Annotated in this window: 25 protein-coding genes; 11 read left to right on the plus strand and 14 right to left on the minus strand. The window is 67.3% G+C overall.

All coding sequences use genetic code 11. The features are described 5' to 3' along the window. A partial coding sequence (locus tag Q0R27_RS05120; RefSeq protein WP_293941735.1) for a hypothetical protein occupies positions 1-762 on the plus strand: 762 nt, incomplete at its 5' end. Positions 763-776: 14 nt separating this feature from the next. Next, positions 777-2051 (plus strand): cation:dicarboxylase symporter family transporter, encoded by a 1275-nt coding sequence (locus Q0R27_RS05125; RefSeq protein ID WP_293941738.1) that lies wholly within the window; start codon positions 777-779, stop codon positions 2049-2051. A 74-nt stretch (positions 2052-2125) separates the two neighbouring features. On the opposite strand, the gene Q0R27_RS05130 is transcribed toward Q0R27_RS05125, so the two are convergent. Beyond that, a complete protein-coding gene (locus Q0R27_RS05130; protein ID WP_293941741.1) occupies positions 2126-2854 on the minus strand; it encodes a LytTR family DNA-binding domain-containing protein in 729 nt (242 codons plus the stop codon). A gap of 10 nt (positions 2855-2864) precedes the next feature. After that, complete coding sequence (locus tag Q0R27_RS05135) at positions 2865-4295, minus strand: histidine kinase (RefSeq protein WP_293941744.1); 1431 nt, start codon at positions 4293-4295, stop codon at positions 2865-2867. Between Q0R27_RS05135 and Q0R27_RS05140 the strand changes: the two genes are divergently transcribed. The 3 genes from Q0R27_RS05140 (at position 4294) to Q0R27_RS05150 (ending at position 6425) form a co-directional block, all read left to right on the plus strand. Then, positions 4294-4527, plus strand: a complete 234-nt coding sequence (locus Q0R27_RS05140) for a hypothetical protein (protein ID WP_293941747.1) — start codon at positions 4294-4296, stop codon at positions 4525-4527. The two genes, Q0R27_RS05135 and Q0R27_RS05140, sit on opposite strands and share 2 nt — an antisense overlap. Positions 4528-4716: 189 nt before the next feature. After that, on the plus strand, positions 4717-5268 hold the full coding sequence (locus Q0R27_RS05145) for a hypothetical protein (RefSeq protein ID WP_293941750.1): 552 nt from the start codon (positions 4717-4719) through the stop codon (positions 5266-5268). 98 nt (positions 5269-5366) lie between these two features. After that, the gene (locus Q0R27_RS05150) at positions 5367-6425 is read left to right on the plus strand and encodes a 3-deoxy-7-phosphoheptulonate synthase (protein WP_293941753.1); all 1059 of its coding nucleotides are present in this window, start codon (positions 5367-5369) and stop codon (positions 6423-6425) included. 3 nt (positions 6426-6428) lie between these two features. Here Q0R27_RS05150 and Q0R27_RS05155 read toward each other — a convergent pair whose 3' ends face one another. After that, the gene (locus Q0R27_RS05155; protein ID WP_293941755.1) at positions 6429-6746 is read right to left on the minus strand and encodes a 2Fe-2S iron-sulfur cluster-binding protein; all 318 of its coding nucleotides are present in this window, start codon (positions 6744-6746) and stop codon (positions 6429-6431) included. An 80-nt stretch (positions 6747-6826) separates the two neighbouring features. Here Q0R27_RS05155 and Q0R27_RS05160 point away from each other — a divergent pair, with 80 nt between their 5' ends. Genes Q0R27_RS05160 through Q0R27_RS05170 form a run of 3 tightly spaced genes read left to right on the plus strand, consistent with a single transcriptional unit; the run spans position 6827 to position 10418 of the window. Further along, positions 6827-8014, plus strand: a complete 1188-nt coding sequence (locus tag Q0R27_RS05160) for a hypothetical protein (protein WP_293941758.1) — start codon at positions 6827-6829, stop codon at positions 8012-8014. Further along, positions 8011-9339, plus strand: coding sequence for an oligosaccharide flippase family protein (locus Q0R27_RS05165; protein WP_293941762.1), 1329 nt, complete (start codon positions 8011-8013; stop codon positions 9337-9339). The genes Q0R27_RS05160 and Q0R27_RS05165 overlap by 4 nt, the downstream gene beginning before the upstream one ends. Next, positions 9336-10418, plus strand: coding sequence for a glycosyltransferase (locus tag Q0R27_RS05170; RefSeq protein WP_293941764.1), 1083 nt, complete (start codon positions 9336-9338; stop codon positions 10416-10418). The genes Q0R27_RS05165 and Q0R27_RS05170 overlap by 4 nt, the downstream gene beginning before the upstream one ends. Before the next feature lie 49 nt (positions 10419-10467). Here the strand turns inward: Q0R27_RS05170 and Q0R27_RS05175 are convergent, their stop codons facing one another. Then, a complete protein-coding gene (locus Q0R27_RS05175) occupies positions 10468-11682 on the minus strand; it encodes a glycosyltransferase (RefSeq protein WP_293941767.1) in 1215 nt (404 codons plus the stop codon). Positions 11683-11754: 72 nt separating this feature from the next. Between Q0R27_RS05175 and Q0R27_RS05180 the strand changes: the two genes are divergently transcribed. After that, the gene (locus Q0R27_RS05180) at positions 11755-12867 is read left to right on the plus strand and encodes a glycosyltransferase family 2 protein (protein ID WP_293941770.1); all 1113 of its coding nucleotides are present in this window, start codon (positions 11755-11757) and stop codon (positions 12865-12867) included. On the opposite strand, the gene Q0R27_RS05185 is transcribed toward Q0R27_RS05180, so the two are convergent. Then, entirely contained in the window at positions 12857-13672 is an 816-nt protein-coding gene (locus tag Q0R27_RS05185; protein WP_293941773.1) for a class I mannose-6-phosphate isomerase, read from the minus strand. The two genes, Q0R27_RS05180 and Q0R27_RS05185, sit on opposite strands and share 11 nt — an antisense overlap. Beyond that, positions 13672-14754 carry a sugar phosphate nucleotidyltransferase gene (locus tag Q0R27_RS05190; RefSeq protein WP_293941776.1) on the minus strand — a complete coding sequence of 361 codons (1083 nt, stop codon included), beginning with the start codon at positions 14752-14754 and terminating at the stop codon, positions 13672-13674. The genes Q0R27_RS05185 and Q0R27_RS05190 overlap by 1 nt, the downstream gene beginning before the upstream one ends. Positions 14755-15080: 326 nt before the next feature. Here Q0R27_RS05190 and Q0R27_RS05195 point away from each other — a divergent pair, with 326 nt between their 5' ends. Further along, complete coding sequence (locus Q0R27_RS05195; protein WP_293941913.1) at positions 15081-16454, plus strand: ammonium transporter; 1374 nt, start codon at positions 15081-15083, stop codon at positions 16452-16454. A gap of 2 nt (positions 16455-16456) precedes the next feature. Further along, positions 16457-17227, plus strand: coding sequence for an inositol monophosphatase family protein (locus tag Q0R27_RS05200; protein ID WP_293941779.1), 771 nt, complete (start codon positions 16457-16459; stop codon positions 17225-17227). On the opposite strand, the gene hisIE is transcribed toward Q0R27_RS05200, so the two are convergent. Genes hisIE through Q0R27_RS05240 form a run of 8 tightly spaced genes read right to left on the minus strand, consistent with a single transcriptional unit; the run spans position 17224 to position 24007 of the window. Next, positions 17224-17796 (minus strand): bifunctional phosphoribosyl-AMP cyclohydrolase/phosphoribosyl-ATP diphosphatase HisIE, encoded by a 573-nt coding sequence (hisIE, locus tag Q0R27_RS05205; protein ID WP_293941916.1) that lies wholly within the window; start codon positions 17794-17796, stop codon positions 17224-17226. The genes Q0R27_RS05200 and hisIE overlap by 4 nt on opposite strands. 29 nt (positions 17797-17825) lie before the next feature. Then, the gene (hisF, locus tag Q0R27_RS05210; RefSeq protein WP_293941782.1) at positions 17826-18590 is read right to left on the minus strand and encodes an imidazole glycerol phosphate synthase subunit HisF; all 765 of its coding nucleotides are present in this window, start codon (positions 18588-18590) and stop codon (positions 17826-17828) included. Continuing rightward, the gene (locus Q0R27_RS05215) at positions 18577-19302 is read right to left on the minus strand and encodes a 1-(5-phosphoribosyl)-5-[(5-phosphoribosylamino)methylideneamino] imidazole-4-carboxamide isomerase (RefSeq protein ID WP_293941785.1); all 726 of its coding nucleotides are present in this window, start codon (positions 19300-19302) and stop codon (positions 18577-18579) included. The genes hisF and Q0R27_RS05215 overlap by 14 nt, the downstream gene beginning before the upstream one ends. Beyond that, positions 19299-19895, minus strand: a complete 597-nt coding sequence (gene hisH / locus Q0R27_RS05220; RefSeq protein WP_293941788.1) for an imidazole glycerol phosphate synthase subunit HisH — start codon at positions 19893-19895, stop codon at positions 19299-19301. Before hisH ends, Q0R27_RS05215 begins: the two co-directional genes overlap by 4 nt. Next, the gene (gene hisC, locus Q0R27_RS05225; protein WP_293941792.1) at positions 19892-21559 is read right to left on the minus strand and encodes a histidinol-phosphate transaminase; all 1668 of its coding nucleotides are present in this window, start codon (positions 21557-21559) and stop codon (positions 19892-19894) included. Before hisC ends, hisH begins: the two co-directional genes overlap by 4 nt. Then, a complete protein-coding gene (gene hisD / locus Q0R27_RS05230) occupies positions 21556-22809 on the minus strand; it encodes a histidinol dehydrogenase (protein WP_293941795.1) in 1254 nt (417 codons plus the stop codon). The genes hisC and hisD overlap by 4 nt, the downstream gene beginning before the upstream one ends. Next, complete coding sequence (hisG, locus tag Q0R27_RS05235; RefSeq protein ID WP_293941798.1) at positions 22809-23693, minus strand: ATP phosphoribosyltransferase; 885 nt, start codon at positions 23691-23693, stop codon at positions 22809-22811. Before hisG ends, hisD begins: the two co-directional genes overlap by 1 nt. Next, positions 23690-24007: a YerC/YecD family TrpR-related protein gene (locus Q0R27_RS05240; RefSeq protein WP_293941801.1), complete on the minus strand. Its 318-nt coding sequence runs from the start codon at positions 24005-24007 to the stop codon at positions 23690-23692. The genes hisG and Q0R27_RS05240 overlap by 4 nt, the downstream gene beginning before the upstream one ends. Between the last annotated feature and the right edge of the window lie 102 nt (positions 24008-24109).

Below are 24109 nucleotides of genomic sequence, written 5' to 3' on the forward strand. Positions count from 1 at the left end.
GGGGCGATGGCGGGTTCGACCGCGTCGGCCGATGCGGCCAGCGCGGCGCCGGCGGCGGTGTCGCAGTCGGTGGAGGCGCGCGTCGCCGCGGCGATCGCCGACCCAAAACGCATCGACACCGACCGCGAGCGTGACCTGCGCGACCATCCGCAGGAAGTGCTCACGCTGGCGGGATTCAAGCCAGGCGATGCCATCGCCGACATTTTCGGCGGCGGCGGCTACTACAGCGAACTGATCGCCGACATCGTCGGTCCGTCCGGATCGGTGCGGCTGATCAACAACCAGCCCTACGACGGATTCTCCAAGAAGGGCCGCGAACCGCGCCTGGCCGGCAACCGGCTGCCGAACGTGCGCTACGAAGTGTTGCCGCCGTCGGCGATGAACCTGGGCAAGGGAACGCTCGACGGTGCGCTGATCGTGATGTCCTACCACGACCTGTACGTGGTCGAGCCGAACGAAGGCTGGCCGGCGATCGACGCCGGGCAGTTCATCGACCAGATCGTGGCCGGCCTGAAGCCGGGCGGCGTGCTGCTGATCGTGGACCACGAGGCGCGACCGGGCAGCGGCAAGGCCGACACGCAGGCGCTGCACCGGATCGAGGACAGCTTCGCGGCAGCCGACTTCAAGGCGCACGGGCTGAAGCTGGTCGGCTCGCTCGACCTGCTGCGCAATCCCGACGACGACCATTCCAAGAACGTGTTCGACCCGGCGATCCGCGGCAAGACCGACCGCTTCGTCTATCGCTTCCGGAAACCGCGTTGAGGATCGGACCCCTGTTGAGGATCGGACCCCCGTTAAAAATCGGACCAACCTGGCGCGTGCTCGGCGCGCTGCTCGCCGGGCTGCTGATCGGCGCGGTGGCGGCGGGGCAGGGCGACGCGTGGCGCGAACCGGCGGTCCGGTTCGCCTCGACCATCGGCGGCCTTTGGCTCGACGCGCTCAAGATGACCGTCATCCCGCTAATCGTCGGACTGCTGGTGACGGGCATCGTCAGCGGCAGCGACGCGGCCCGACAGGGCGGGGTCGCGGGACGGTCGATGTTGTGGTTCGTTTCGATCCTGACCGGCTCGGCGCTGTTCGGTGCGCTGGTCATGCCGGCGCTGCTCGGGCTATTCCCGTTGCCCGAGGCTGCGGCGGCTGCGCTGCGCGCCGGGCTGGCCGAGGTCGACACCAATGCCACCGCCGCCGCGGTTCCGGGGTTCGCCGACTTCGTCCGCTCGATCATCCCGGCCAACATCGTCAAGGCGGCTGCGGAGGGATCCATCCTTCAGCTGGTCGTGTTCACCGCGCTGTTCGCCTTCGCCATCACCCGCCTGCCCGACGAAAAACGACGCCCGCTGGCAAGCTTCTTTGAAGCGCTGGCCGGGGCGATGCTGGTGCTCATCAGCTGGGTGCTGTGGCTGGCGCCCGTCGGGGTGTTCGCGTTGGCCTTCGCGGTCGGCGCGGGGGCGGGCGGCGCGGCATTCGGGGCGGTACTTCATTATGTGCTGCTCGTCTCGAGCCTCGGCGTCGCGATCCTGCTCGCCGCCTATGGCGTAGCAATCGTTGCCGCTAAGTGGTCGCCCGGAGATTTCGCGCGAGCCATGATTGCGCCGCAGGCGGTCGCCATCTCGACCCAGTCGAGCCTCGCCTCGTTGCCGGCGATGCTCGGCGCGGCGAAAGAGCTGGGGGTCGAGGAGAAGAGCGCCGATATCACGCTGCCGCTCGCCGTCGCGCTGTTCCGTGCCACTGGCCCGGCGATGAACATCGGGGTGGCGATCTATGTCGCGCACTGGCTTGGCATCGGCCTCACCCCGCTGGCGCTGGCGGCAGGCGTCGCGGTGGCGGCGACGACGACCTTCGGGACGGTCAGCCTGCCTGGCCAGTTGAGCTTCGTTACCTCGGTCGCGCCGATCGCGCTGGCGATGGGCGTACCGATCGCGCCCCTGGCGATCCTCATCGCGGTCGAGACGATCCCCGACATCTTTCGCACGCTAGGCAATGTGACGATGGATGTGGCCGTGACGGGAGCGGTCGCGCGGCGGCGTAACACCGTCTTCGAGGGCAGTTAGGCATCCCGCCGACCCGCCCGAAGGGGTCGTTGCGATGATGATGTTCGCTCTCGCCGCCGCTTCGATCCTGGCGCTCAGCGGCCGGCCATTTCCCGGACAGCGTCGGAGTAGAGCCGACCAACCGGCTGTTCGCTATTGTCGGACAGGCGCGCGATCCAGCGGCCCGATGGATTGCGCGAAAAGCCGGCGATGAAGGAGCGACGGACGATCGCCGAACGGTGCAGTCGGATGAAGGTCGCGGGGTCGAGCCCGTCCTCGAGCGCGTTCATCGAATGGTGGATCAGCCAGCTGCGCGCGCCGACGTGGAGCCGCATATAGTCGCGTTCGGCCGACACACGGTCGATGTCGCGGGTCGCGATGCGAACCAGTCCCGACAGGTCTGACGCCCAGAATTCCTCGAGATAGCGCGACGCGAGACTGCCCGGCTGCTGCTCGCCGCGGGTGCGCAGATAGGCGCGGGCGCGGTCGAGCGCACGGTCGAGGCGCGCCGGCTCGACCGGCTTCATGACGTAATCGACCGCCGCGACTTCGAATGCCGCGACCGCGAACTGGTCGAACGCGGTAATGAACACCACCGCCGGCGACGGACGCCGCGCGGCCAAAGCGCGTGCGACCTCGATCCCGTCGAGACCCGGCATGGCGATGTCGAGCAGCAACAGATCGGGGCCAAGCGCCTCGGCCATTCGCACCGCGCTATCGCCGTCACTGGCAGTGCCGACGAGATCGACACCCTCGCACCGCGCAAGCAGCAACTGCAGCCGCCCGGCGGCGAGCGGCTCGTCGTCGGCGATCAGAACCTTCAATGGCGGCTTGTCAGCCGTTCGCAAGGCCGGGCTCGAAGGGCATGGTCATGCGCACTTCATAGCCACCTTCGTCGAGCGCGCCAAACGTGCAGGTCGACGCATCACCGAACCGCGCCTTGAGCCGTGCACAGACATTGACGAGACCGGTCCCGGTGCCGTCGATGGGTGCTTCTTTCGCGGCACTGCTCGCGGTGCCTTCGCTGCGATTAGTGACGGTGAGGAGCAGCGAGGTCGTCGACAATCGGCGCGCGGCGATGGTCAGCACGACCCTCTCACGCGTCGCCGAAACGCCATATTTGATCGCATTTTCGACGATCGGCTGAAGCAGCAGCGCGGGCAGCAGCGCGGTCTCGAGCCCTGGATCGACATCGACCTCGACCCGCAATCGAGCGGGGAAACGGACCATCTCGATGTCGAGATAATGCTGCTGGAGCGCGATCTCGTCGGCGAGGGTGACGTCGGCGGTCGGGTCGAGCGTCAGCGAGGAGCGGAAGAAAGCCGACAGCTTGAGGATCATCGCCTCGGCTTCGACCGTGCGGTCGGCAAGCACCAGCGACGATAGCGAATTGAGTGTGTTGAACAGGAAGTGCGGGTTGACCTGATATCTGAGCGCGCGGACCTGCGCGGCGCGAGCGGTACTCTCCGCCTCGGCGATGCGCTGGCGGGCGCCGGCGGCGTCGCGCTGCGCCTGAGCGGCGAGATAGAAGCTGCTCCACGCGGCGAAGAAGAACAGCCACACTACGGCGGCGTCGGCGGCGACGCGGAAAACGTCGTGGCCATCCAGTTCGCTGATTTTCGGCAGGGTCAGGATGAGCGGTTCGAACGCATGACGTTCGATGCGAACCTGTAGGCCCTTCTGAATGACGACGAAGCCTTCGCGCGCCTGGAAGCGCATTCCGTCCTGAGGCTCATGCTGCCAGCGGTCGGACAGCAGCAATAGGCCGGACTCGGCCGAGGCTGCGATGACCGACGCGACGACGGCGACCAGAGCGCGGCGACGGGTTGTGCCATCGCGCGCAACTATCGCGATCGCGGCATAGACCAGGAATGTGAGCAGGATCCCGCCGGCGATCGTCACCGCGCGATTCTGAATGGTGGTCAGCGCGTCGCCACTGAGCAGGGCGCGAGCGACAACGGTCGCTCCATAAAAGAGCCAGAAGCCGAAGATGGACTTGGCCGCCATCTGCCAGTCGTCAAACAAATGTCGTGGCCCGGCGAAAAGGCGAGTGGGTTCGTCGAGCGTGTCGTCGCTCACGCGGCCGCCGGTCGAGGTAATCGCGTCCATGTTGCCGGGTCTGGCGCGAACCGGCCCGCCTGTCGAGCCGGTCACCCGCCTTCCGCCGATGCCGACCCGCCGCTGATCGAAATTTCGGTGATGCGGCGACGGAACGGCAATCGGGCTCGGCTCGTTCACACCCGAGACAAAGGAGATGTTCCGCATGACCGATACCAGCATCAACGACCAGGTGCCCGTCGAGCCCGACGCTCCGCCCGCTCCGACGCAGCAGCGCGACCCTGAACGGGAGCTCGAACTGAAGCTGAAAAAACATCCCGAGGACAAGCAGGCACAAATTGACGTCGGATCGGACCAATCCATGGACGCCTCGGATCCACTCTCGGCGACTCAACCCGGCGGCAACGACCCGGTCCCCTCGTCGCAATTCCCGGAATAAAGCGATTTCCGAGACTTAGCCCACGTGGCGGAAAAAGCACATAGTCGAATCAATGACTCCATATTGAAATAATCAAGTTGCCGCCGCGCGTCCCCTCTGATTCAAGATGAATGAGGGGTGGGCTCGTGGTTAATCATTTCGCAAGTGAGATAGCCGCATGATCCCGTCCAGGAACAAGGAGCCGGGGACATGACGACCAGGACCAGCCAGCCGAGTGGGGGCGCGCTGCTGCTGTCGGAAATGAAGGAATTCGCGAGTTTTCCAAAGTCGACGCAGCGCTATATTCGCCGTTCACTCGACGTTGCCTATGGCCGGTCGAACCCGATCCAGACCTGGTCGCGCGACGAAGGCGAAACCGCATCGATCCGGGCCCAGGCGCGCTTTTACAAGCAGCTCGATCATCTTCGCGCCAACGTGCCCGACGACAGCGGGCTCGACATGATCGAACCATTCCTCGGCATGCTCGTCACACTCGTCGCGTTCGACCTTGGCCAGGACCGGCTGCCGACCTTCGCCGCCTACCGCTTCCTTTACGAGCGGCTGCTCGGCGCGGGATCTCGGCCGTGGCTGCCCGCGGCGTTCTGCGCGGCATCGGCGCTGCCACACCTCCATCCCGATCGGCGCCGGCTGCTCCTCCAGTCGATCAGCGAAAGCGCGGCGACCGCGCCGGGCTGGTCGAACCGCGAGCCGATATTCTGGCCCGAATGGGTTGAGAAGGTCGACGTCGCCGCCGCGGCGTGACCACTGGGACTGCACCATAAACAGACACGACATCTTCGATCGAGGCTGCTAGCGGCGACGGGATCCCGTTTTCGGGACTGCCACAGCCGAGAATCAACATGTCGCTGAAGATTGATGACGTCCGCATTGCCGATATCAAGGAGCTTGCGCCGCCGTCGCATCTGCTGCGCGAATTCGGCGTCGGCCAGCGGGCCGGGGCGACGGTGTTCGGTGCCCGCGATGTGATCCGCGCGATCCTCGACGGACGCGACGACCGGCTGCTGCTGGTGGTCGGACCGTGCTCGATCCACGATCCGGCGGCGGCGCTCGAATATGCCGCGCGGCTGGCGGCCGAGCGCGAGCGACTGTCGGGCTCGCTCGAGATCGTCATGCGCGTCTATTTCGAAAAGCCGCGGACGACGGTCGGCTGGAAGGGACTGATCAATGACCCCGATCTCGACGGCACGTTCGATATCAACAAGGGCTTGCGCACGGCGCGCGAGCTATTGCTCGGGATCAACGAGATGGGGCTGCCCGCGGGCACCGAGTTCCTCGACATGATCACCCCGCAATACGTCGCCGACCTGGTGTCATGGGGCGCGATCGGGGCGCGGACCACCGAATCGCAGGTCCATCGCGAGCTGGCCTCGGGGCTGTCCTGTCCGGTCGGATTCAAGAATGGCACGGACGGCAACCTGCGTATCGCGCTCGACGCGGTCCAGGCGGCGTCCCAGCCGCATCACTTCCTTTCCGTCACCAAGGGCGGCCACTCGGCGATCGTCTCGACCAGTGGCAACCCCGATTGCCACGTCATCCTGCGCGGCGGCAAGGCGCCCAATTACGACACACCGAGCATCGCCGCGGCCTGCGCCGAATCGGTCAAGGCCGGGGTCGAGTGCCGGCTGATGGTCGACGCCAGCCATGGCAACAGCAACAAGGACCCGGCCAATCAGCGGCTCGTCGTCGAAGACATCGCTGGACAGATCGCCGGCGGCGAACAGCGCATCTTCGGGCTGATGATCGAAAGCCACCTCGTCGCGGGCAAGCAGGCGCTCGTGGCGGGTCAGCCGCTGACCTATGGCCAGAGCATCACCGACGGTTGCATCGGTTGGGACGACAGCGTCGCGCTGATGGACCGGCTGGCGCAGGCGGTCGAAACCCGCCGCGCACGAAATTAGCGGTTAATCCTCCGGCGCAATCGTCGCGCGGAGGCCTTCGAGCTCGGGGCTGATCGTGATCTGGCACGACAGGCGGCTGTTCGGCAGGCGAGCGTCGCTGCTGTCGAGCAGATCATTCTCATCTTCGCTGACCGCCGACAGCTTATCGAGATGCTCCTCGCCGACGTAGACGTGGCAAGTGGCGCAGCTCAGGCAGCCGCCGCACAGCGCGAGCAGTTCGTCGAACCCGGCGTCACGGATATTCTCCATGAGGCTGAGGCCGTCCTTGGCGGTAACGTTGCGCTCGGCGCCCGAGCGGTCGGTGATCTTGATGCTAGTCATCGGCGCGCCTTGCCTCAAGCGAGCGCGCGTCGCAACGGGGGAATGTTGCGCGGGCGCGGCGAGCTTCTAAAGAACTGGCCATGCGCGGGGTGGGACAGACAGTGCGGATCGGTTTCCTGTTCAATCACGACCAGCTGCATCAGGTCGCGCACATTCTGCCGATCGCCCTGCGTTTGGCCGAAATGGGGGCGGGGGCCGAGATTATTCTGGCGACGACGAGCGAACGCATTCGCACCGAGGTCGAATTGCTCGCCGGAGATGCCATTGGGCGCGGCGTGTCGGTGGTTTCGCTAGGGCTGCGAACCCGAATGGCGCGGCTGATCGAGCGGTTCGTCGGGCGCTGGTTACCGGTGCGAAAATGGTTTGTGCTCAGCGACAATCTCGACTTTTTCCGCTCGCTCGACGTGCTGGTGGTGGCGGAGAAAACCTCGCTCGCGCTGAAGCGGCGATTCGAGCTGACGAACCTCAAGATCGTCCACACCCGCCACGGCGCAGGCGACCGCGCGATCGGGTTCGACAAGGCCAGCGCGGGGTTCGACGCGGTGCTCATCTCGGGCCCCAAGATCGGCGAGCGGCTGGTGGCGGACGCCGGCGTGACGTCCGACCGGCTGCACTTGGTCGGCTATCCCAAGTTCGACCTCCACCGCGACACGCGCGCCGACCTTCCGATCGCGAAGGACGGCCGCCCGGTGGTGATCTACAACCCGCACCCGTCGCCGCATCTGTCGTCGTGGTACCGGTTCGGCCGGGCGATCATGGACTGGTTTGTCGCACACCCGGAATATCAGCTGATCTTCGCCCCGCACGTGATGCTATTCGAACGCCCTGTGACCATTTCGATCGACCGCTTGCGAATGGCACGGCCGGGCCGCATCGAGCCGCGCTGGCAACAAGCCGAGAACATCTTCATCGACACCGGCAGCCGCGCCTCGACGACGATGGCCTATACCAACGCCGCCGACATTTACCTGGGCGACGTGAGCAGCCAGGTTTATGAGTTCCTCCTCCGCGCGCGGCCATGCCTGTTCGTCGATGCGCACGGCAGCGACTGGCGCGGCAACCCGAATTTCACCCATTGGCGCACCGGCCCGGTGATCGACGATATCGCCAGCCTCGGTGAAGGACTCGTCCGCGCCCGGGGCGAGTTCGAGACTGTCTACCGGCCGGTTCAGGAGCAATTGTTCGCGCACAGCTTCGACCTGACCGACGAGCCGTCTGCCGTTCGCGCGGCCAGGGCGATCGCGCGTATTGCGGGGGTTCGCGCATGACCGACCGCGTGTCCGACCCGGTCGTCAGGCGGATCTACGCCAATCTCGCGCGGCTGATCGGCGGCAAGGCGGCGGCGGGGGTGATCAGCCTGCTCTACATGATCATCGCCGCGCGCGCGCTCGGCCCGGCCGATTACGGCGTGCTGATTCTGGTCCACACCTTCGCGATGACAGTCGGCGGGATCATCGAATTTCCCGGCTGGCACGCGATTGTCCGCTATGGAGCAGAGGCGCTGGAGGCCAGGGATCATGACCGGTTGGGCCGACTGCTTCGCTTCGCCGGGGCGGTCGAGCTTGCCGGGGGGGCGCTGGCCGTAGCGACCGCGGCGGTGCTCGGGCCGATGCTGGGGGCGCGGCTCGGCTGGTCGCCGGTCGCGGTCGGGTTCGCCGTGCCGTACAGCCTTGCCGTGCTCGCCTCGATCAGGGCGACCCCGGCCGGATACCTCCAACTCAGCGGAAGGTTCGACCTGCTCGGCTGGCATACCGTCGCCGCGCCGCTGGTGCGGCTCGCGGGGGCCATCATCGCTGCGGCGCTTGACGCCGGGCTTCATGGTTTCCTTGTCGCATGGCTGTTCGCCGCGTTGGCCGAATGGGCCTCGCTGTGGGCGATCGGGCTGTGGGTGGCGCGACGCGAATTGGGCGCAATCCCCCTGCGTGGGTCAATCAGGGGAGTAACACAGGAGAATGACGGCATCTGGCGGTTCATGATCGGCGCCAATGCTGACGTAACATTCAGTGAACTGGCCGGGCGCATCGCTCCGCTGGTTATCGGCTGGGTCAGCGGCGCGACCGCGGTCGGCTTCTTCTCGCTCGCCCAGCGAGTGACGACGGTGCTCGCGGTCCCGGCGCAGGTGCTCGGTCAAGCCACCTATGCCGAGCTTGCCCGGCTGATCGCTGCCGGGGGGCACGGCGCGCCGCTGCGGCAGGCACTGCGCAAGAGCATCGTCATCGCTTTTGCCGCCGCGCTGCCCGTGGTCCTGCTGCTGGTCCTGTTCGGCCGTCAGATCGCGGTGTCAATCGGCGGACCCGCCTATGCCGGGGCCGCCGGGCTGTTGCTGTGGCTGACCGCCGCGCGCGCGGCCCTGCTGGTCGGCCCGTCGGCGAGTGCCGCGTTGGTCGCGCTAGGGCGCCCGGCGCTGTCGGTCGCGGCGAACATGGGAACGGCGCTGGCGACGCTGCCGTTGCTGCCGTTGCTGCTGTGGCGCTTCGGGCTGGCCGGTGCTGGCCTGCACGCGCTCGTGCAATCGCTAGCGGCGTCGACGCTCCTGCTGCTGTTCGTTGCGCGGGCAAGCGGCGAGCGCGACCGCAAAGTCCAGCTGCGATGATCCATATCGCCTATGTTATCAGCTCGGTCGAGGGCGGCGGCGCGGCGCTACCCGTCGTCGGCGTCGTGCAACTCTTACGGCGCGAAGGGTTTGACGTGACGGTCCTCGCCTTGTCACGCCGCGACGGGCGCTCCCTCCCGGCGCTCGAGGAAGCGGGTATCGCGGTTCGTGTGCGGGAGGGCGGCGAGACGGACCACCTGGCGGCGCTGCGCTGGCTGCGGCATCAGTTTCGAGAGCTGACCCCGGCTTTGATATGGACGTCGTTGACGCGCGCCACGCTCCTTGGCCAGCTCGCGGCGGGCCGAACGCCGGTTGTGAGCTGGCAGCACAACGCTTTCCTCAAGCCCGCAAATCGGCGGTTGCTGCGGTTGCTCCAGCGACGCTCGTCGCTGTGGGTGGCGGATTCCGAACAGGTTGCCCAGCTGACCCGCGATCGCCTCGTGGTCGAGGCCGAGCGGGTGCTTGTCTGGCCATTGTTCGCCGCCGATCCGAACGCGCCGCGCGCCACGCCGTGGCACCACGGCGAACCGGTGCGCGTCGGAAGCCTCGGGCGCCTGCACCAGGCAAAAGGGTATGACGTGTTGATCGATGCGCTCGCTCGATTGCGCGGCGTCGCCGACTTGCCACCGATCGAAGTGACGTTGGCGGGAGAGGGGGCGGAGAGAGAGGCGCTGGCGGCCCAGGCCCGATCACTTGGCGTTGATATACGATTGAGCGGTTTCGTCGCTGAACCGCGCAACTATCTGGCAGGGCTCCATCTTTACCTCCAGCCGTCCCGCCGGGAAGGGCTGTGCGTCGCCGCGCACGAGGCGATGGCGGCGGGCTTGCCGGTGCTCGCCTCGGCGGTGGGCGAATTGCCCAACAGCATCGTTGAGGGAACGGGGCTAACCGTCCCGCCGGGTGACCCGGAAGCGCTCGCCGAGGCGCTGGAAAGCCTGCTGCGGCACCCACAAAATCTGGCGGCAATGGGCAAGTCAGCGCGCGTTCGCGTTCTGGAGCAGTTTGGACCCGACCGCTTCGAGGCGGCCGGTCGGACGATCGCCGAGCGGCTGAAATCTATCCTTCGGCATGAACGATAAGCCGCGCGGCCGGTCCGGCGCATGGCGCGACGGAAACGGGTGACATGCTTCAGCCCCGATCCGCCACGACCCGGTCGAGCAGGTCGAGCCAGCGCTTGGCGCTCGTGGATGCCTCGTGGCGAGCGGCGAGGGCAAGGCGGGCGGTTTCGTCGACCGGTGGTCCGCTGAGCAACGTGTCCAGCGCGGTGGCGAGGGCTGTCGGCTCTGCGGTTGCGATCGCGCCGAAGCTCGCGTCGCACAGGATTTCGGGCAACGCGACCGAAGACGCGGTGGTGACGACCGGCACCCCGGCGACGATCGCCTCCACGAGGATCGCCGGGTAGCCTTCATAGGTCGAGGTCGACAGCAGCACGTCGGCTTCGGCGAACCACGGTGCAAGGTCGGGCACCTGCCCGGCGAAATAGACCCGATCCGCTATGTCCAATTTCATCGCCAGTTGCTCGAGCGCCGCGCGTTCGGGGCCGTCGCCGACGATCGTCAGCCGGGCGTCGCGCCGGTGCCAGGCGGCCAGCATCTGAAGCGCAAGCGCGACGCGTTTCTGCGGAACGAGGCGCCCGGCGACGAGCAGGCGAGGGGTCGTCGCGTCGGGCTTCATATCGAGCGGTGCGAGCGGGCGGTCGATGATCGGTTCCGGAATGACGCTGATCGGCACGCTCGGGATCGTCCGCCGCGCCTCGACGGCCAGCGCCTGCGACATGGTGACGAGCTGGGCTGTCCCCTTGGCCTGCGCGCGCTTCGCCCGGCGGAACAGCGCGCGGGAGAGCGAGCCGAGGTCGGCGCGCTCGAGCGGGTTGCTGAGCTTTGCAACAATCGGGATCGTCACGCCGCGCGAGATCAGATTGGCGAGGATCGGCAGGTGATAATTTCCCGGCCCGACGATGACGTCATAATGTCGCTCTGAAAACGCGTGGAGCAGGCGCTGCGCCAGTCGCCGTCGGGACCCGATCGCGCGCGGAGTCGCGGGTATCGTCTCGCACACCGCGACACCTGCTCCGACGAGACCGCGCGCCGGACCGGCCTCGCTGCCGCACAGGATCGTCACGTCGCGGCCGGCTGCGGCCCACAGATTAGCCAGGCGGATGATGATCCGCTCGGTCCCACCGGAGGCGAAGTCGTGAAGGATAATCGCGATCCGCTGCGCACCCCCGTCCGCGTTACGCTGTAACACCATGTCGTACGATCGATCCTGTTCGGCGGGGCGCCCGCAGCCGGGCCTCGACGCGCCTCTGTGACCGACCCGGGGCGCTTCGCCAAGCCCGGTCATAGCCCGCATCATTGCCGCAATGCGGCCTATCGTTGTTGACAGCGACGGCCTACGCCTCATGGTGCCGCGCACATGACCCGCCTGTTTCCCAGCCCCGCTTCCCCCCTCGAGCTGGCGGTGATCATTCCCGTGCTCAACGAGGCCGACAATCTCGCGCCGTTGATCGAGCGAATCGACGCCGCGCTCGACGGGATCGTGTGGGAAGCGCTGATCGTCGACGATAATTCGCCCGACGGCACGGCCTCGCTTGCCCGGTTGATGGCACGCAGCGATCCCCGGGTCCGCATCGTCCAGCGGATCGGGCGGCGCGGCCTGTCGTCGGCGGTGATCGAGGGAATGCTGGCGAGCGCCGCGCCAGTGCTGGCGGTGATCGACGGCGACCTCCAGCATGACGAGACATTGCTGCCCAAGCTCTACTGGGCGGTGGCCGAGCAGGGCAACGACCTCGCAGTAGGCACGCGCTACCAGGAAGGCGGATCGACCGGCGACTGGGACGCCTCTCGGGAACGGATGAGCCGCTTCGCAACCGCCCTCTCGCGGCGCCTGCTCAAGGCCGAGATGAGCGACCCGATGAGCGGCTTCTTCGCGGTTCGGCGCGACGTGGTCGAGGCCGCGATGCCGCACCTGTCGTCGATCGGATTCAAGATCCTCATGGACCTCGTCGCCTCGTCGCCGACCCGGCTCAAGATTGCCGAGCTGCCCTATACCTTCCGCAACCGGCTCCACGGCACATCAAAGTTCGACGCCCGGGTCGCGCAGGAATTTGCCATCCTGCTGCTCGAAAAAATGTTCGGCCGCTTCCTGCCGGTGCGATTCCTGATGTTCGCGATGGTCGGCTCGCTCGGCCTCGTCGTCCATCTCGCGGTGCTCGGCGGCGGGATCGCGGCGACCCTCCCGTTCCAGTTCGCCCAGAGCCTCGCGGTCGCGGTCGCGATGACTGGCAACTTCTTCCTCAACAACAGCCTGACGTTTCGCGACATGCGCCTGCGCGGGGTCAGCCTGTGGCGCGGCCTCGCCAGTTTCTACGCGGTCGGGCTGGTCGGCGCGATCGGCAATGTCGGGGTCGGCGCCGTGGTCTATCGGCTGGAGGGGATCTGGTGGCTGGCCGGGCTCGCCGGGGTCGCGGTCGGCGTCGTGTGGAACTACGCCGCCTCGTCGGTCGTCACCTGGCGGGTCAAGCGCTAGCGTTGGACCAGGCGAGGACGAATGCGCCGCTCGAGCGAAGCATGGTCGGATCACCGTCGAGGATCGCGCATTGGCCGGGGAGCAACTGCTCGCCCTCAACCTCGACCGGAGCATCGATCGGCAGCAGCTGAATGCTGGTGGCTGACGAGGGCAGGGGCGGGGCGACGCCGTGGCACCAGGCGACGCCGAAGAAACGCCCGTCGACCAACACCGCACTTGCCGCTTCGTCGATCTGGCGATCGGCGGGGTGGGCATGCGACCGGGGCACCACGACGTCGCGGCTTTCGGCGAGATGGAGATCGCGCGGGCGACCATAGTCGAACAGGCGATAGGTGACGTCGGCGGACTGCTGGACCTCCAGCACCGTCAGCCCGCGCCCAAGCGCATGAACTGTGCCGGCGGGGTTATAGATGAACTGCCCGCGAAGCGCCGGCCGCCAGTCGATGTGGCGCTCGATCGTGCCGTCGAGGGCGGAGTCGAGCAACTCCTCGGCGGACATTATTGTCCGTGTGCCGATGCCTAGTTCGGCGCCGGGTTCGACGTCGATCACCAGCCAGCACTCGTCCTTGCCATGCGGCAATCCGCGAGCGTGCGCGGTCTCCTCGTCGGGATGAACCTGGATCGACAGCCGTTCGGTCGTGAACAGATATTTGGCCAAGACGTCGAGCGGCCGCTGCCCTTCGGCGCGATCGGCCTGTTCGAACCAGATCTCGCCGATCTGCCGCGCCGGGTCGGCGCCGAAGCGTGGGTCGATGCCACGTCGCCCCCACGGCTTGTCGATGATGCGGGCCGCGAGCCGCTGCATCAGTTTTTCCGGTTGGCCTGGTACCAGGCATGCGCCTCGCGCACGCGCTGGGCGTCGGCGAGGGGCGCAACCAGCACGACATCGTCGGTGGCGAGCAGCATCAGACCCTCGACGCCGAGCGCGATGATCTGTGGGCCACTCGATCGGACCAGATTGCCCGCGCCGCCGATGACGACCGATCCGGACTCGACCGCATTGCCGTCGCCGTCGCGCGGCGCATGGTCGAACGCCGCGAGCCAGCTGCCGACGTCGGACCAGCCGAAGTCGGACGGGATCACCCCGACGCGGTCGAACTTCTCCATCACCGCATGGTCGAAGGCCTGCGCGGGAACGGCGGCGAACGCCTCGCGGTCGGGGGTGACGATCATCGCGCCGGGCTCACTCAAGGACGCTCGGACGGCGGCGAGGATGTCCGGGCTGTGCGCCGCGAAGCCCTCGATAAAGGTGCGCGCGGTGGCGAGGAAGATGCCGCCGTTCCACAAATGGTCGCCGCTCGCGATCATCGCCTCGGCGCGTGCCGCGGCGGGCTTCTCGATGAAGCGCTCCGCCCGCAGCACCGCGCCCGCCAGTCGCGCGCCGGTCTGGACATAACCGAACCCTGTTTCGATCCGTGTCGGCTTCATCCCGAACGTCACGATCAGCCCGGCCTCGGCCCCGGCTCTGGCGGCGTCGACGGTCGCGCGGAACGCCTCGGGGTAGGCGATATGGTGGTCGCTCGGCAGGATCAGCAGCAGCTCGTCGTCATCGGCCGCGGTGAGGGCGGCCAGCGCGACTGCGGCGGCGGTGTTGCGCGCGGCGGGCTCGGCGATGATTCGCGGGGCACCAACCGAGGCGTCGCGGGCGGTCGCCTCGACCTGCTCGATATGCCCTGCGCCGCAGATAACGGTCGCAGCTGAGAACAGCACCGCGTCGGCAACCCGCGCGAAGGTCTGGTGAAGCAACGACGAATCGCCGACCAGCGGCAGGAATTGCTTTGGCCGCTCGGCGGTCGACAGCGGCCACAGCCGTGTCCCCGCTCCCCCGGACAGGATGATTGGACGGATTCGCTGGTCGAGCGTCACTCTCAACATAATGCGCGTCATAGGGCAAAGCCGTGACAGGTGAAGCCGACGGCAGAGCAAAACCGCCGATCCGTCGAAAATTATTGCCGACGACCGCTGCAACCCGCGATCCCGACTCCCCGCGCGTCCGGCCAGACTTCGCACTGTATAAAAAGAGGTAAGAACATCAACGTCTTGACCGTAGGGAGCGCGCTCGCGTCAACATTTCACCCGCCCAAAACCGCCGTATTGATTGACGAGAACCGCCGCGAGCCGTCTGCTGCAATGCACAATATTAGGGGGATTCGATGCGGTTCGCACCCGGGCTATTACTGAAAAAGGCGGCGCAGGCCGTGACATTGTTCGCCATGTCCGCGCCAGCGTTCGCACAAGCGGCGATGGTCAAGGCACCCGATGCCGTCGCGCAGGCGACGATGTCGAACAAGGGCGACACGGCGTGGATGCTGGTCTCGTCGGCGCTCGTCCTGCTGATGTCGGTCCCCGCGCTCGGGCTGTTCTATGGCGGCCTCGTCCGCACCAAGAACATGCTCAGCGTGCTGATGCAGGTGTTCATGATCGTCTCGGTCGCGGCGCTGGTGTGGGTTAGCTGGGGTTACACCATGGCGTTCACCTCGGCGGGCAGCGTCGCACCGCTGTTCGTCGGCGGGTTCAGCAAGCTGTTCCTCGCCGGTGTATCGGCCTCGACCTATGCCGCAACCTTCTCGAACAACGTCTACATCCCCGAATATGCGTTCGTTATTTTCCAGATGACCTTCGCCTGCATCACCCCGGCGCTGATCGTCGGCGCCTTCGCCGAGCGCATGAAATTCTCGGCGATCATAGTGTTCGTGGTGGCGTGGTTGACCCTCGTCTATTTCCCGATTGCGCACATGGTATGGTACTGGGCGGGTCCCGACTTCCTGCCCGACGCGCCGACCGACTACGGCTTCTTGTGGGGCAAGGGTGCGCTCGACTTCGCCGGTGGCACGGTGGTCCACATCAACGCCGGGATCGCCGGCCTGGTCGGCTGCATCATGGTCGGCAAGCGCGTCGGCTATGGTCGTGACGCGACCCCGCCGCACTCGCTGACGATGACGATGATCGGCGCCTCCCTGCTCTGGGTCGGCTGGTTCGGCTTCAACGCCGGCTCCAACCTCGAAGCCAATGGCGTGACCGCGGTCGCGTTCATCAACACCTTCGTCGCAACTGCCGCTGCTGCGGTGAGCTGGGCGCTGGTCGAGCGGGTAACTCACGGCAAGCCGTCGATGCTGGGAGCCGCCTCGGGTGCGGTGGCGGGGCTCGTCGCGATCACGCCGGCGAGTGGATACGCCGCGCCGATGACCTCGATCCTGCTCGGCTTCATCGTCTCGCCGATCTGCTGGTTCTTCGTCACCACGGTGAAGAACAAGTTCAAATATGACGACACGCTCGACGTATTCGGCGTCCACTGCATCGGCGGGATTGTCGGCGCGTTGGGTACCGCGATCGTCGCTGCGCCGGCATTGGGGGGGCAGGGCGTCATTAATTATGCTGTGTTTCCGGCAGTTCCCGACACGTATGACATCGGCGCGCACCTGATGATTCAGTTCGAGGCCGTCGCGATCACCCTGCTGTGGTCGGGCATCGGTTCAGCGGTGCTTTACTTCATCATCGACAAGACGATCGGGCTTCGCCTGTCGGAAGACGAAGAGCGCGAGGGGTTGGACCTGTCCGATCACGGAGAACGCGCCTACAACTACTAACCATGGAAACCCTGTTCGATTTCTTCGCCCGGCTTTCGGCCACCGCCAGAAGCGCCATTGACGAAGCGATCGGACAGGGGATCAATCCCGAAAACAAAGCTGAGGGCTCGCACTACGATCCGGTCACCGCGGTGGACAGGGAAGTAGAGCGGGCCCTTCGCGCGATGATCGAACAACACTTCCCCGAGGACGGGATCGTCGGCGAGGAATATGACGCAATCCGCGAAGACGCGCGCCGCGTGTGGAGCCTCGATCCGATCGACGGCACCCGGCAACTGGTGTGCGGGTTGCCGACGTGGACGGTGCTGGTCGGGCTGGTCGAGGATGGCGTGCCCGTAGCCGGGATGATCGACACGCCGCGGCTCGGTGAGCTTGTCTTGGGCGATTCGAGTGGGACGATCTTTTACGAAACCTCGCAACGCCTGCGCACGAGCGGTTGCAAGACCCTCGCTGAGGCGCGGCTCTCAACCACCGATCCATACCTCTTCGACGCCGATGCCGCGCCGCGGTTCGAACGCCTGCGCAAGGCCGCGCAACTGACCCGCTTCGGCCTCGACGGCCACGCTTACGCCCGCATCGCCCACGGTACGCTCGACCTCGTCGCCGAGACGGGCCTCAAGCCACACGACTGGCAGGCGCTGGTCCCGGTGGTGCGCGGCGCGGGCGGGGTGATCGGCAACTGGCACGGCGGCGACGACATGAGCGGCGGCGACGTACTCGCGGCGGCGACGCGCGAACTGTTCGACGAGGCAATGGTCGTGCTGGCCGGTTAGGCGTGCCGTTTCTTGAGTTCGGCGATGATGTCTGTCCAGGCGAGGCCGCGCGCCTTGAGGAGCACGGTGAGGTGATAAACCAGATCCGCCGCTTCCGATGTCAGCTCCGCATCATCCCCGCAGCGCCCGGCCAGCGCGGTCTCGACGCCTTCTTCGCCGACCTTTTGCGCGGCTCGTGCCGGCCCTTCTGCCAATAGTTTGGCGGTGTAGCTGGTGGCGGGGTCGGCGCTCGCTCGCGAGGCGATCACGCGTTCGAGCGAGCCGATGAACCCGACGCCCGGCGCGCCGTCGTCGCCAAAGCAGCTGTCGCTACCGGTGTGGCAGGTCGGGCCGCGCGGGTTTGCGAGGATCAGCAATGCATCGCGGTCGCAATCCATCCTGATGCCGACCACATCGAGCAGATTGCCCGAGGTCTCACCCTTGCGCCACGGCACCCCACGCGAACGGCTGTGAAACGTCACCAGCCGGTCCGCTATCGTCGCCTCAAGCGCCGCGCGGTCCATATAGCCCAGCATCCGCACCTCGCCCGACGCCGCGTCCTGCACGACCGCCGGGATCAGCCCGGCCATCTTTGCCCAATCCAGTGTGTGCGGATCGATCACAGCCTCACCTCCACGCCCATCGCCGCCAAGTCCCGCTTGAGATCCGGAATCGCGATTCGCCGATCATGGAACACGCTCGCCGCCAGCGCCCCGCTCGCGCCGATCCCGAATGCCTCGGCAAAATGCTGAGCGGATCCAGCGCCCCCCGATGCAATCACCGGCACGCCCAGCGGAACGATCGCCGCCGTCTGCAAAAGATCATATCCCCGCCGCACCCCGTCGCGGTCGATGCAGTTGAGCACGATCTCGCCCGCCCCCAGCGCCACCGCTTCGCGCGCCCACGCCACCGTTTCGCGCCCGGCGTCACGCGTCGCCTCGACCGAGCCGGTATACTGCTTGACGATCCACCGCCCGTCGCCGGCGACCAGGCTGTCGATCCCGACCACCACACACTGCCGCCCGAACGCCTCGGCCAGCTCGCCGATCAGTTCGGGCCGTTCCAGCGCCGGCGAATTGACCGAGATCTTGTCCGCCCCCTGCTCGAGTACCCGCGCCGCCTCGTCGCGGCTCCTGATCCCGCCCGCGACGCAGAACGGGATGTCGATCACCGCCGCCACCCGGTGGACCCATGCCACATCGACCCCGCGCCCCTCGGCACTGGCGGTGATGTCGTAAAACACCAGCTCGTCGGCGCCCTCGTCGCGATAGCGCAGCGCCAGGTCGACAATGTCGCCGACATCGCGATGGTCGCGAAACTTGACCCCCTTGACCACCCGCCCGTCGGCGACGTCGAGGCACGGGATGATCCTAGCGACTGGCATGAAGTGCCTGCCTGACGGTGAACCGCCCCTCCCACAGGGCCTTGCCGACGATCGCCCCCGCCGCCCCGACTCGCTTCAAATGCGGTAGGTCGCGCAGCGTGGCGACGCCGCCTGACGCCTGCAAGGCGATGCTCGGCCAGGTGTCGACGATCGCCTCGATCAGCGGCAGGTTCGGCCCGCTCAACATCCCGTCGCGGCTGATGTCGGTAACGAGCAGATGGCGCACCGCTGGAAAGAGTTTGAGGACATGGTCGAGCGTCTGGCCCGACCCTTCGGTCCAGCCATGGGTCGCGACGATCGCATGATTTCCCTGGATGCGGACGTCGAGCGCGAGCGTCAGGCGATCGGGTCCGAATTGCTCGAGCAGCGCCGCGAACGCCGGCGGATCATTTACCGCCAGGCTGCCGACGACGACCCGCGCCACGCCTGCGTCGAGCAGGGTCGCGACATGCGCCGCCGAGCGCACCCCGCCGGCGACCTGCAACTTCAAGCGCGCTCCCTTGGCTAGCCTCGCGAGCAGTTCGTGCTGGCGCGGTTCCTTCGCCTTCGCCCCGTCGAGGTCGACGATGTGCGCCCACGCCGCGCCCTCGTCCGCGAACCGCGCGAGCGCCGCGGCGGGCTCCTCGTCATAGCGCGTCTCGCGCGCGAAATCGCCTTGCGCCAGGCGAACGCAGCGGCCGTCGATAAGGTCGATGGCGGGATAGAGGATCATGCCGACAGGAACGCTTTCAAGTAGCGCGCGCCGGGTTCGGCCGACCGCTCGGGATGGAATTGTGCGCCCCACAGATGGCCCTGCCGCAGCGCCGCCGGGATCGGCCCGCCATAGGTCACACGCGCCGCCGTCGCCGGCCCATCGTCGCAGGCGAAGCTGTGCGCGAAATAGACATGGTCGCCGTTCTCAAGCCCGATCTCCGGATGGGCCTGCTCGATCGGCGTCCATCCCATATGCGGCACCGGCCGACCCGGCGCTGCGGTCATCGCCCGCACCCGCCCGCGCACCAGCCCGAGACAGGTCGCGTCGGCCTCGTCCGATTCCTCGAACATCAACTGCATCCCCAAACATATCCCGAGCAGCGGCTTCGTCCGCGCCTTCAACGCCGCGACCAGCCCGAGCGCCTCGAGCCGTCCCATCGCATAGCCCGCCGCGCCAACGCCAGGCAGCACCAGCCGCTCGACCTCGCCAACCAAGGTGGCATCTTTCACCAGCACGGCTTCCGCCCCGAGCCGCGCGAAGCCCAGCCGGATCGACTCGACATTGCCATAGCCCAGATCGAGAATCGCGAGGTTTGGAGGAGGTGAGCTCACAGCACGCCCTTGGTGCTCGGCAGCGCATCGCCGCGCCCCTCGATCGCCAGCCCCATGCGCAGCGCGCGCCCGAACGCCTTGAAGCAGCCCTCGACCTTGTGGTGGTCGTTGTCGCCCTCGACCTTGACGTGGATCGCCGCGCCCATCGAGTCGGCCAGGCTGCGGAAGATGTGGGGGACCATCTGGGTCGGGAGTCCGCCGACGTCGGGGGTATCGAAGCTGCCTTCGAACTTTGAAAACGGCCGCCCCGACAGGTCGATCAGCACCTCGGCGCGCACCTCGTCCATCGGCAGGGCAAAGCCGAACCGCCCGATCCCGCGCTTGTCGCCCAATGCCACCTTCAGCGCCGCGCCCAGCGCCAGCGCGATATCCTCAATACTGTGGTGAGGGTCGATCTCGAGGTCGCCCGAGCAGGCCAGGGTCAGCGCGAACCCACCATGCGCCGCAACCTGGTCGAGCATATGGTCGTAAAATCCGATCCCCGTGTCGATCCGCCGCGGTTCGGTCCGGTCGAGGTCGACCGCCACCGCTATCCGCGTCTCCTTGGTGTCCCGCACGATCTCCGCGCGGCGGCTCGGGCGAACGGCCTCGGCCAGCCCGAACACCGCCAGCATCGCCGCATTCTCCATTTCTGTGCCGACGGTCACCCGCACCCCACCCGGCGCCGCGTTAGGCCGGAACCGCAACCGAATTTCCGCCGAGGCAAGGCGCTGCGCAAGCCCGGCCGGATCGGCCACTTCGAGGAACAGGAAATTGCCGCCCGTGCGGATCGACCGTATCTCCGCCACCGCGCGCAACCGCTCGGCCAGCATGTCGCGGTCGGCGACCAGTCGCGCGATCCGCTCGGCGTGAAGCGGCATCCGCTCCGCCGCGAGCGCATCGGTCGTCGCCGCAACCGACAGCGACGGCAGCGGGTATGGCGGCGACGCGCGCGACGCGACCTCGATGATCTCGGGATCGGCAATCAGGCACCCGACGCGTGCCCCGGCCAGCCCATAGGCCTTCGACAGGGTCCGCAGCACGGCGAGGTTGCCGCCGACCTCCGCGACCATGCTCGGCGTGTCGGAAAATTCGATGTAGGCCTCGTCCGCAATGACCAGCGTGTCGGGCAGCGCGGCGGCGATGCGCCTGACTTCGGCCGGCTCGACCGGGGTTCCGGTCGGATTGTTCGGCGTGCACAGGAACAGCAATTTTGGCCGCGCCTCGGCGCACGCCGCGATCACCGCGTCGCAATCGAACTGCAAATCCCCGGTCAGCCGGGCGGCAACCACCTTGGCGCCCTGCAACCGCGCGAATTGCGCGTAAGCCGTGAAGGTCGGCTCGACGATGACGATGCTGTCCTCGCCCGGCCGGCAGAAGGTGCGGATCAGCAAGTCGATCGCATCGTCGCTTCCCCGCGTCGCCCATAATTGCGTCGGCGCGCACCCATAGAGGTCGGCCAGCCGCTGGCGAAGCGCCGCCGGCTGCGGCTCGGGATAGCGGTTGACCGACCCCGCCAGCCCGCCGCCGACCAGCGGCGCGAACGGATTCTCGTTGGCGTCGAGCTTGATCGACCGTCCGATCGGCACACCGCCCGCCGCCGCCGCCGCCGCCGTGTCGGTCGGGGGCAGGGCAAGGATCTCCGGCCGGGCAAGCCGGTGGGCGAGGGAAGCCGGGCCGCTCATGCGCGCATCTCCGCCGCTCTCGCGTGGGCTTCGAGCCCCTCCAGCCGCGCCAGCGTTGCCGCTGGCCCCGCGACCGCCCGCGATGCCTCAGGCGTCGCTCGCAACACGCTGACCTCTTTCATGAAACTCTGCACCGTCACCCCGCCATAAGCCCGCGCCGCGCCGCCGGTCGGAAGCACATGGCTCGACCCGGCGAGATAATCGCCAAAGCTCTCCGCCACCCCATGCCCGACGAAAATCGCTCCGGCATTGCGGATCGCCAGCACCAGCGCATCGGGATCGGCGACGGCCAGGCTCAAATGCTCCGGCGCCCAGTCGTTGGCCAGCGTCACCGCTTCGTCGAGCGACTCCACGACCACCGCCTTCGCAGCCGCCATCGCGGCCCGCGCGGCGGGAATATCGCCCAGCTGCCGCTCGACCTCGGCCACCACTCGCTCGGCCAACCCAACCTGCGTCGCCACCAGCACCACTTCGGCGTCGTGATCATGCTCGGCCTGGCTGAGCAGGTCCGCTGCCACCGTCGCCGCATCGGCGCTGGCGTCGGCAATGACCATCAATTCGCTCGGCCCCGCGGGCAAGTCGATCGCCGGCCCTCCCGCCATCGCCGAGACCAAAGCTTTGGCGCTCGCTACCCACGCATTGCCCGGCCCGGCGATCTTCGCCACCGGCGCAATCTCGCCCGCGCCGAACGCCATCGCCGCCACCGCCTGCGCCCCGCCGACGGTCCAGATCGCCTCGATCCCGCACAGCTCAGCGGCCAGCGCAATCGCCGGATCGAGCCCGCCGTCCGGGCGTGGCGGGGTAACGACGACGATCTCACCGACCCCCGCCGCCCGCGCCGGGATCGCCAGCATCAACAGCGTCGAAAACAGCGGTGCATTCCCGCCTGGCACATACAGCCCGACCCGGTCGATCGCCCGCCATTGCTTGGCGACGGTCAACCCGGGCATCGTTTCGACCGCCACATCGCGCGGCCGCGTCCCCTCGTGGAAGCGCGTCACATTGGCATGAGCCAGTTCGACTGCCGCCAGCGTGTCGGCGGGCCACTCCGCCCGCGCCCTCGCTGCGAACGGCGCGACCTCGACCAGCTTCGGCGCGGCGCCATCGATCCGCTCGGCCTCGGCGACCAACGCATCCCAGCCGCCGTCGCGCACTCGACCGACGATCCCCGCCACCGCGTCGCGAAACGCCGGATCCTCTCGCCGCGTCCGCCGGTCGAGCGCGCCCGGTCTATTCTCGACAATCCGCATCAGAGCATCATCTTTTCAATCGGCATCACCAGGATTGCCGACGCACCCGCCGCCTTCAATTTCTCCAGCGTCTCCCAGAACACCGATTCCTGGCACACCGCCTGGACCGCATAATGGCCCGGCCGCCCGGCGAGCGGGATCACCGTCGGCGCCTCGGCTCCGGGCAGGATTCGCGAAATCTCGGCCAGCGACTCCTCGGCTGCATTGAGCACGATATATTTCGACTCCGCGGTCGCGATCACCCCGTTGATCCGCGTCATCAGCGCCGCGGCGCGCTCGGCGAGGGCAGGGGCGACCGGCTTCAATGTTCGCACCAGCACCGCCTCGCTGTCGAACACCGTCTCGACCGCGGCAAGGCCGTTGGCCTCGAGCGTCGCGCCGGTCGAGACGAGGTCGCAGACGAACTTCGCGATTCCCAACCGCGGCGCCAGTTCGACCGCACCCTTCATCGTCACGATCTCGGCCTCGATCCCGCGCTCCTTGAGGAAGCGCGCAGTGAGGCGCGGGTAACTGGTCGCGATCCGCTGTCCGGCCAGCATCGCCGTCTCATAGGCCGTCCCCTCGGGCGCGGCGATCTTGAGCGAGCAGCGGCCGAAGCCCAGCGTCGCGACCGTCTCGAACCTCGGGCTGGCGTGATCGAGCGCATATTCCTCGAGCACGTTCTGCCCACAGATCCCCAGCTCGCACACCCCGTCGGCGACGAACGTCGGGATGTCGTCGTCGCGCACGAACATCAGGTCGAGCGGGAAATTCTCGGCGCGGGCGGTCAGCGCGTTCTTGCCGCCCTGGATCTTGAGCCCGGCGCCCTTGAGCAGGTCGCGGCTTTGGTCGCTGAGACGGCCCGACTTCTGGATCGCGATGTGGAGTCGGCTACGGTCGGTCATTTCGCGTCCTTCATGCGGTCGAGCAGCAGCCGGTAACCGCCGTTCTGCTCCTCTTTCAGGAAGCGCGCGACGCGAACGATCGTCGTCGTGCTGACCCCGGTCGCGTCGTGGATGTCGCGGTAGGTCATGCCGCCCTTGTCGAGTAATTTGGCGACCTGCCAGCGTTCGGCGAGCGTGCGCACTTCGGCCGGGGTGCACAGGTCGCGGAGGACGGCGCGAGCCTCCGCTTCGCTCCAGATCGCGGAGAGAAGCGTGGCGAGTGCATCGATCGGAGCCTCTGGAGCAGGCGATTGCGGGGCGGAATGGGGGTTCAACTGTTACACCGTGATAGAACAATGCAACGAGCAACTAGCGATGTCGGGCGCGCGCCGCAACCCCCGATCGCCGTTCAATCGCGGTTCACCAAATGTGGCCGC

Origin of the sequence: Sphingomonas sp. (genome assembly GCF_025362505.1) — a bacterium.
Lineage (GTDB): Bacteria > Pseudomonadota > Alphaproteobacteria > Sphingomonadales > Sphingomonadaceae > Sphingomicrobium.

Bases quoted from the DNA above. Each gene is read 5' to 3' on its own strand.
- Q0R27_RS05140 (WP_293941747.1), top strand. From the start codon at position 4,294: ATGACCGATACCAGCATCAACGACCAGGTGCCCGTCGAGCCCGACGCT.
- Q0R27_RS05135 (WP_293941744.1), bottom strand. From the start codon at position 4,295: ATGCGGAACATCTCCTTTGTCTCGGGTGTGAACGAGCCGAGCCCGATT.
- Q0R27_RS05145 (WP_293941750.1), top strand. From the start codon at position 4,717: ATGACGACCAGGACCAGCCAGCCGAGTGGGGGCGCGCTGCTGCTGTCG.
- Q0R27_RS05150 (WP_293941753.1), top strand. From the start codon at position 5,367: ATGTCGCTGAAGATTGATGACGTCCGCATTGCCGATATCAAGGAGCTT.
- Q0R27_RS05155 (WP_293941755.1), bottom strand. From the start codon at position 6,746: ATGACTAGCATCAAGATCACCGACCGCTCGGGCGCCGAGCGCAACGTT.
- Q0R27_RS05160 (WP_293941758.1), top strand. From the start codon at position 6,827: ATGCGCGGGGTGGGACAGACAGTGCGGATCGGTTTCCTGTTCAATCAC.
- Q0R27_RS05165 (WP_293941762.1), top strand. From the start codon at position 8,011: ATGACCGACCGCGTGTCCGACCCGGTCGTCAGGCGGATCTACGCCAAT.
- Q0R27_RS05170 (WP_293941764.1), top strand. From the start codon at position 9,336: ATGATCCATATCGCCTATGTTATCAGCTCGGTCGAGGGCGGCGGCGCG.
- Q0R27_RS05175 (WP_293941767.1), bottom strand. From the start codon at position 11,682: ATGACCGGGCTTGGCGAAGCGCCCCGGGTCGGTCACAGAGGCGCGTCG.
- Q0R27_RS05180 (WP_293941770.1), top strand. From the start codon at position 11,755: ATGACCCGCCTGTTTCCCAGCCCCGCTTCCCCCCTCGAGCTGGCGGTG.
- Q0R27_RS05185 (WP_293941773.1), bottom strand. From the start codon at position 13,672: ATGCAGCGGCTCGCGGCCCGCATCATCGACAAGCCGTGGGGGCGACGT.
- Q0R27_RS05190 (WP_293941776.1), bottom strand. From the start codon at position 14,754: ATGACGCGCATTATGTTGAGAGTGACGCTCGACCAGCGAATCCGTCCA.
- Q0R27_RS05195 (WP_293941913.1), top strand. From the start codon at position 15,081: ATGTCCGCGCCAGCGTTCGCACAAGCGGCGATGGTCAAGGCACCCGAT.
- Q0R27_RS05200 (WP_293941779.1), top strand. From the start codon at position 16,457: ATGGAAACCCTGTTCGATTTCTTCGCCCGGCTTTCGGCCACCGCCAGA.
- hisIE (WP_293941916.1), bottom strand. From the start codon at position 17,796: ATGGCCGGGCTGATCCCGGCGGTCGTGCAGGACGCGGCGTCGGGCGAG.
- hisF (WP_293941782.1), bottom strand. From the start codon at position 18,590: ATGCCAGTCGCTAGGATCATCCCGTGCCTCGACGTCGCCGACGGGCGG.
- Q0R27_RS05215 (WP_293941785.1), bottom strand. From the start codon at position 19,302: ATGATCCTCTATCCCGCCATCGACCTTATCGACGGCCGCTGCGTTCGC.
- hisC (WP_293941792.1), bottom strand. From the start codon at position 21,559: ATGAGCGGCCCGGCTTCCCTCGCCCACCGGCTTGCCCGGCCGGAGATC.
- hisD (WP_293941795.1), bottom strand. From the start codon at position 22,809: ATGCGGATTGTCGAGAATAGACCGGGCGCGCTCGACCGGCGGACGCGG.
- hisG (WP_293941798.1), bottom strand. From the start codon at position 23,693: ATGACCGACCGTAGCCGACTCCACATCGCGATCCAGAAGTCGGGCCGT.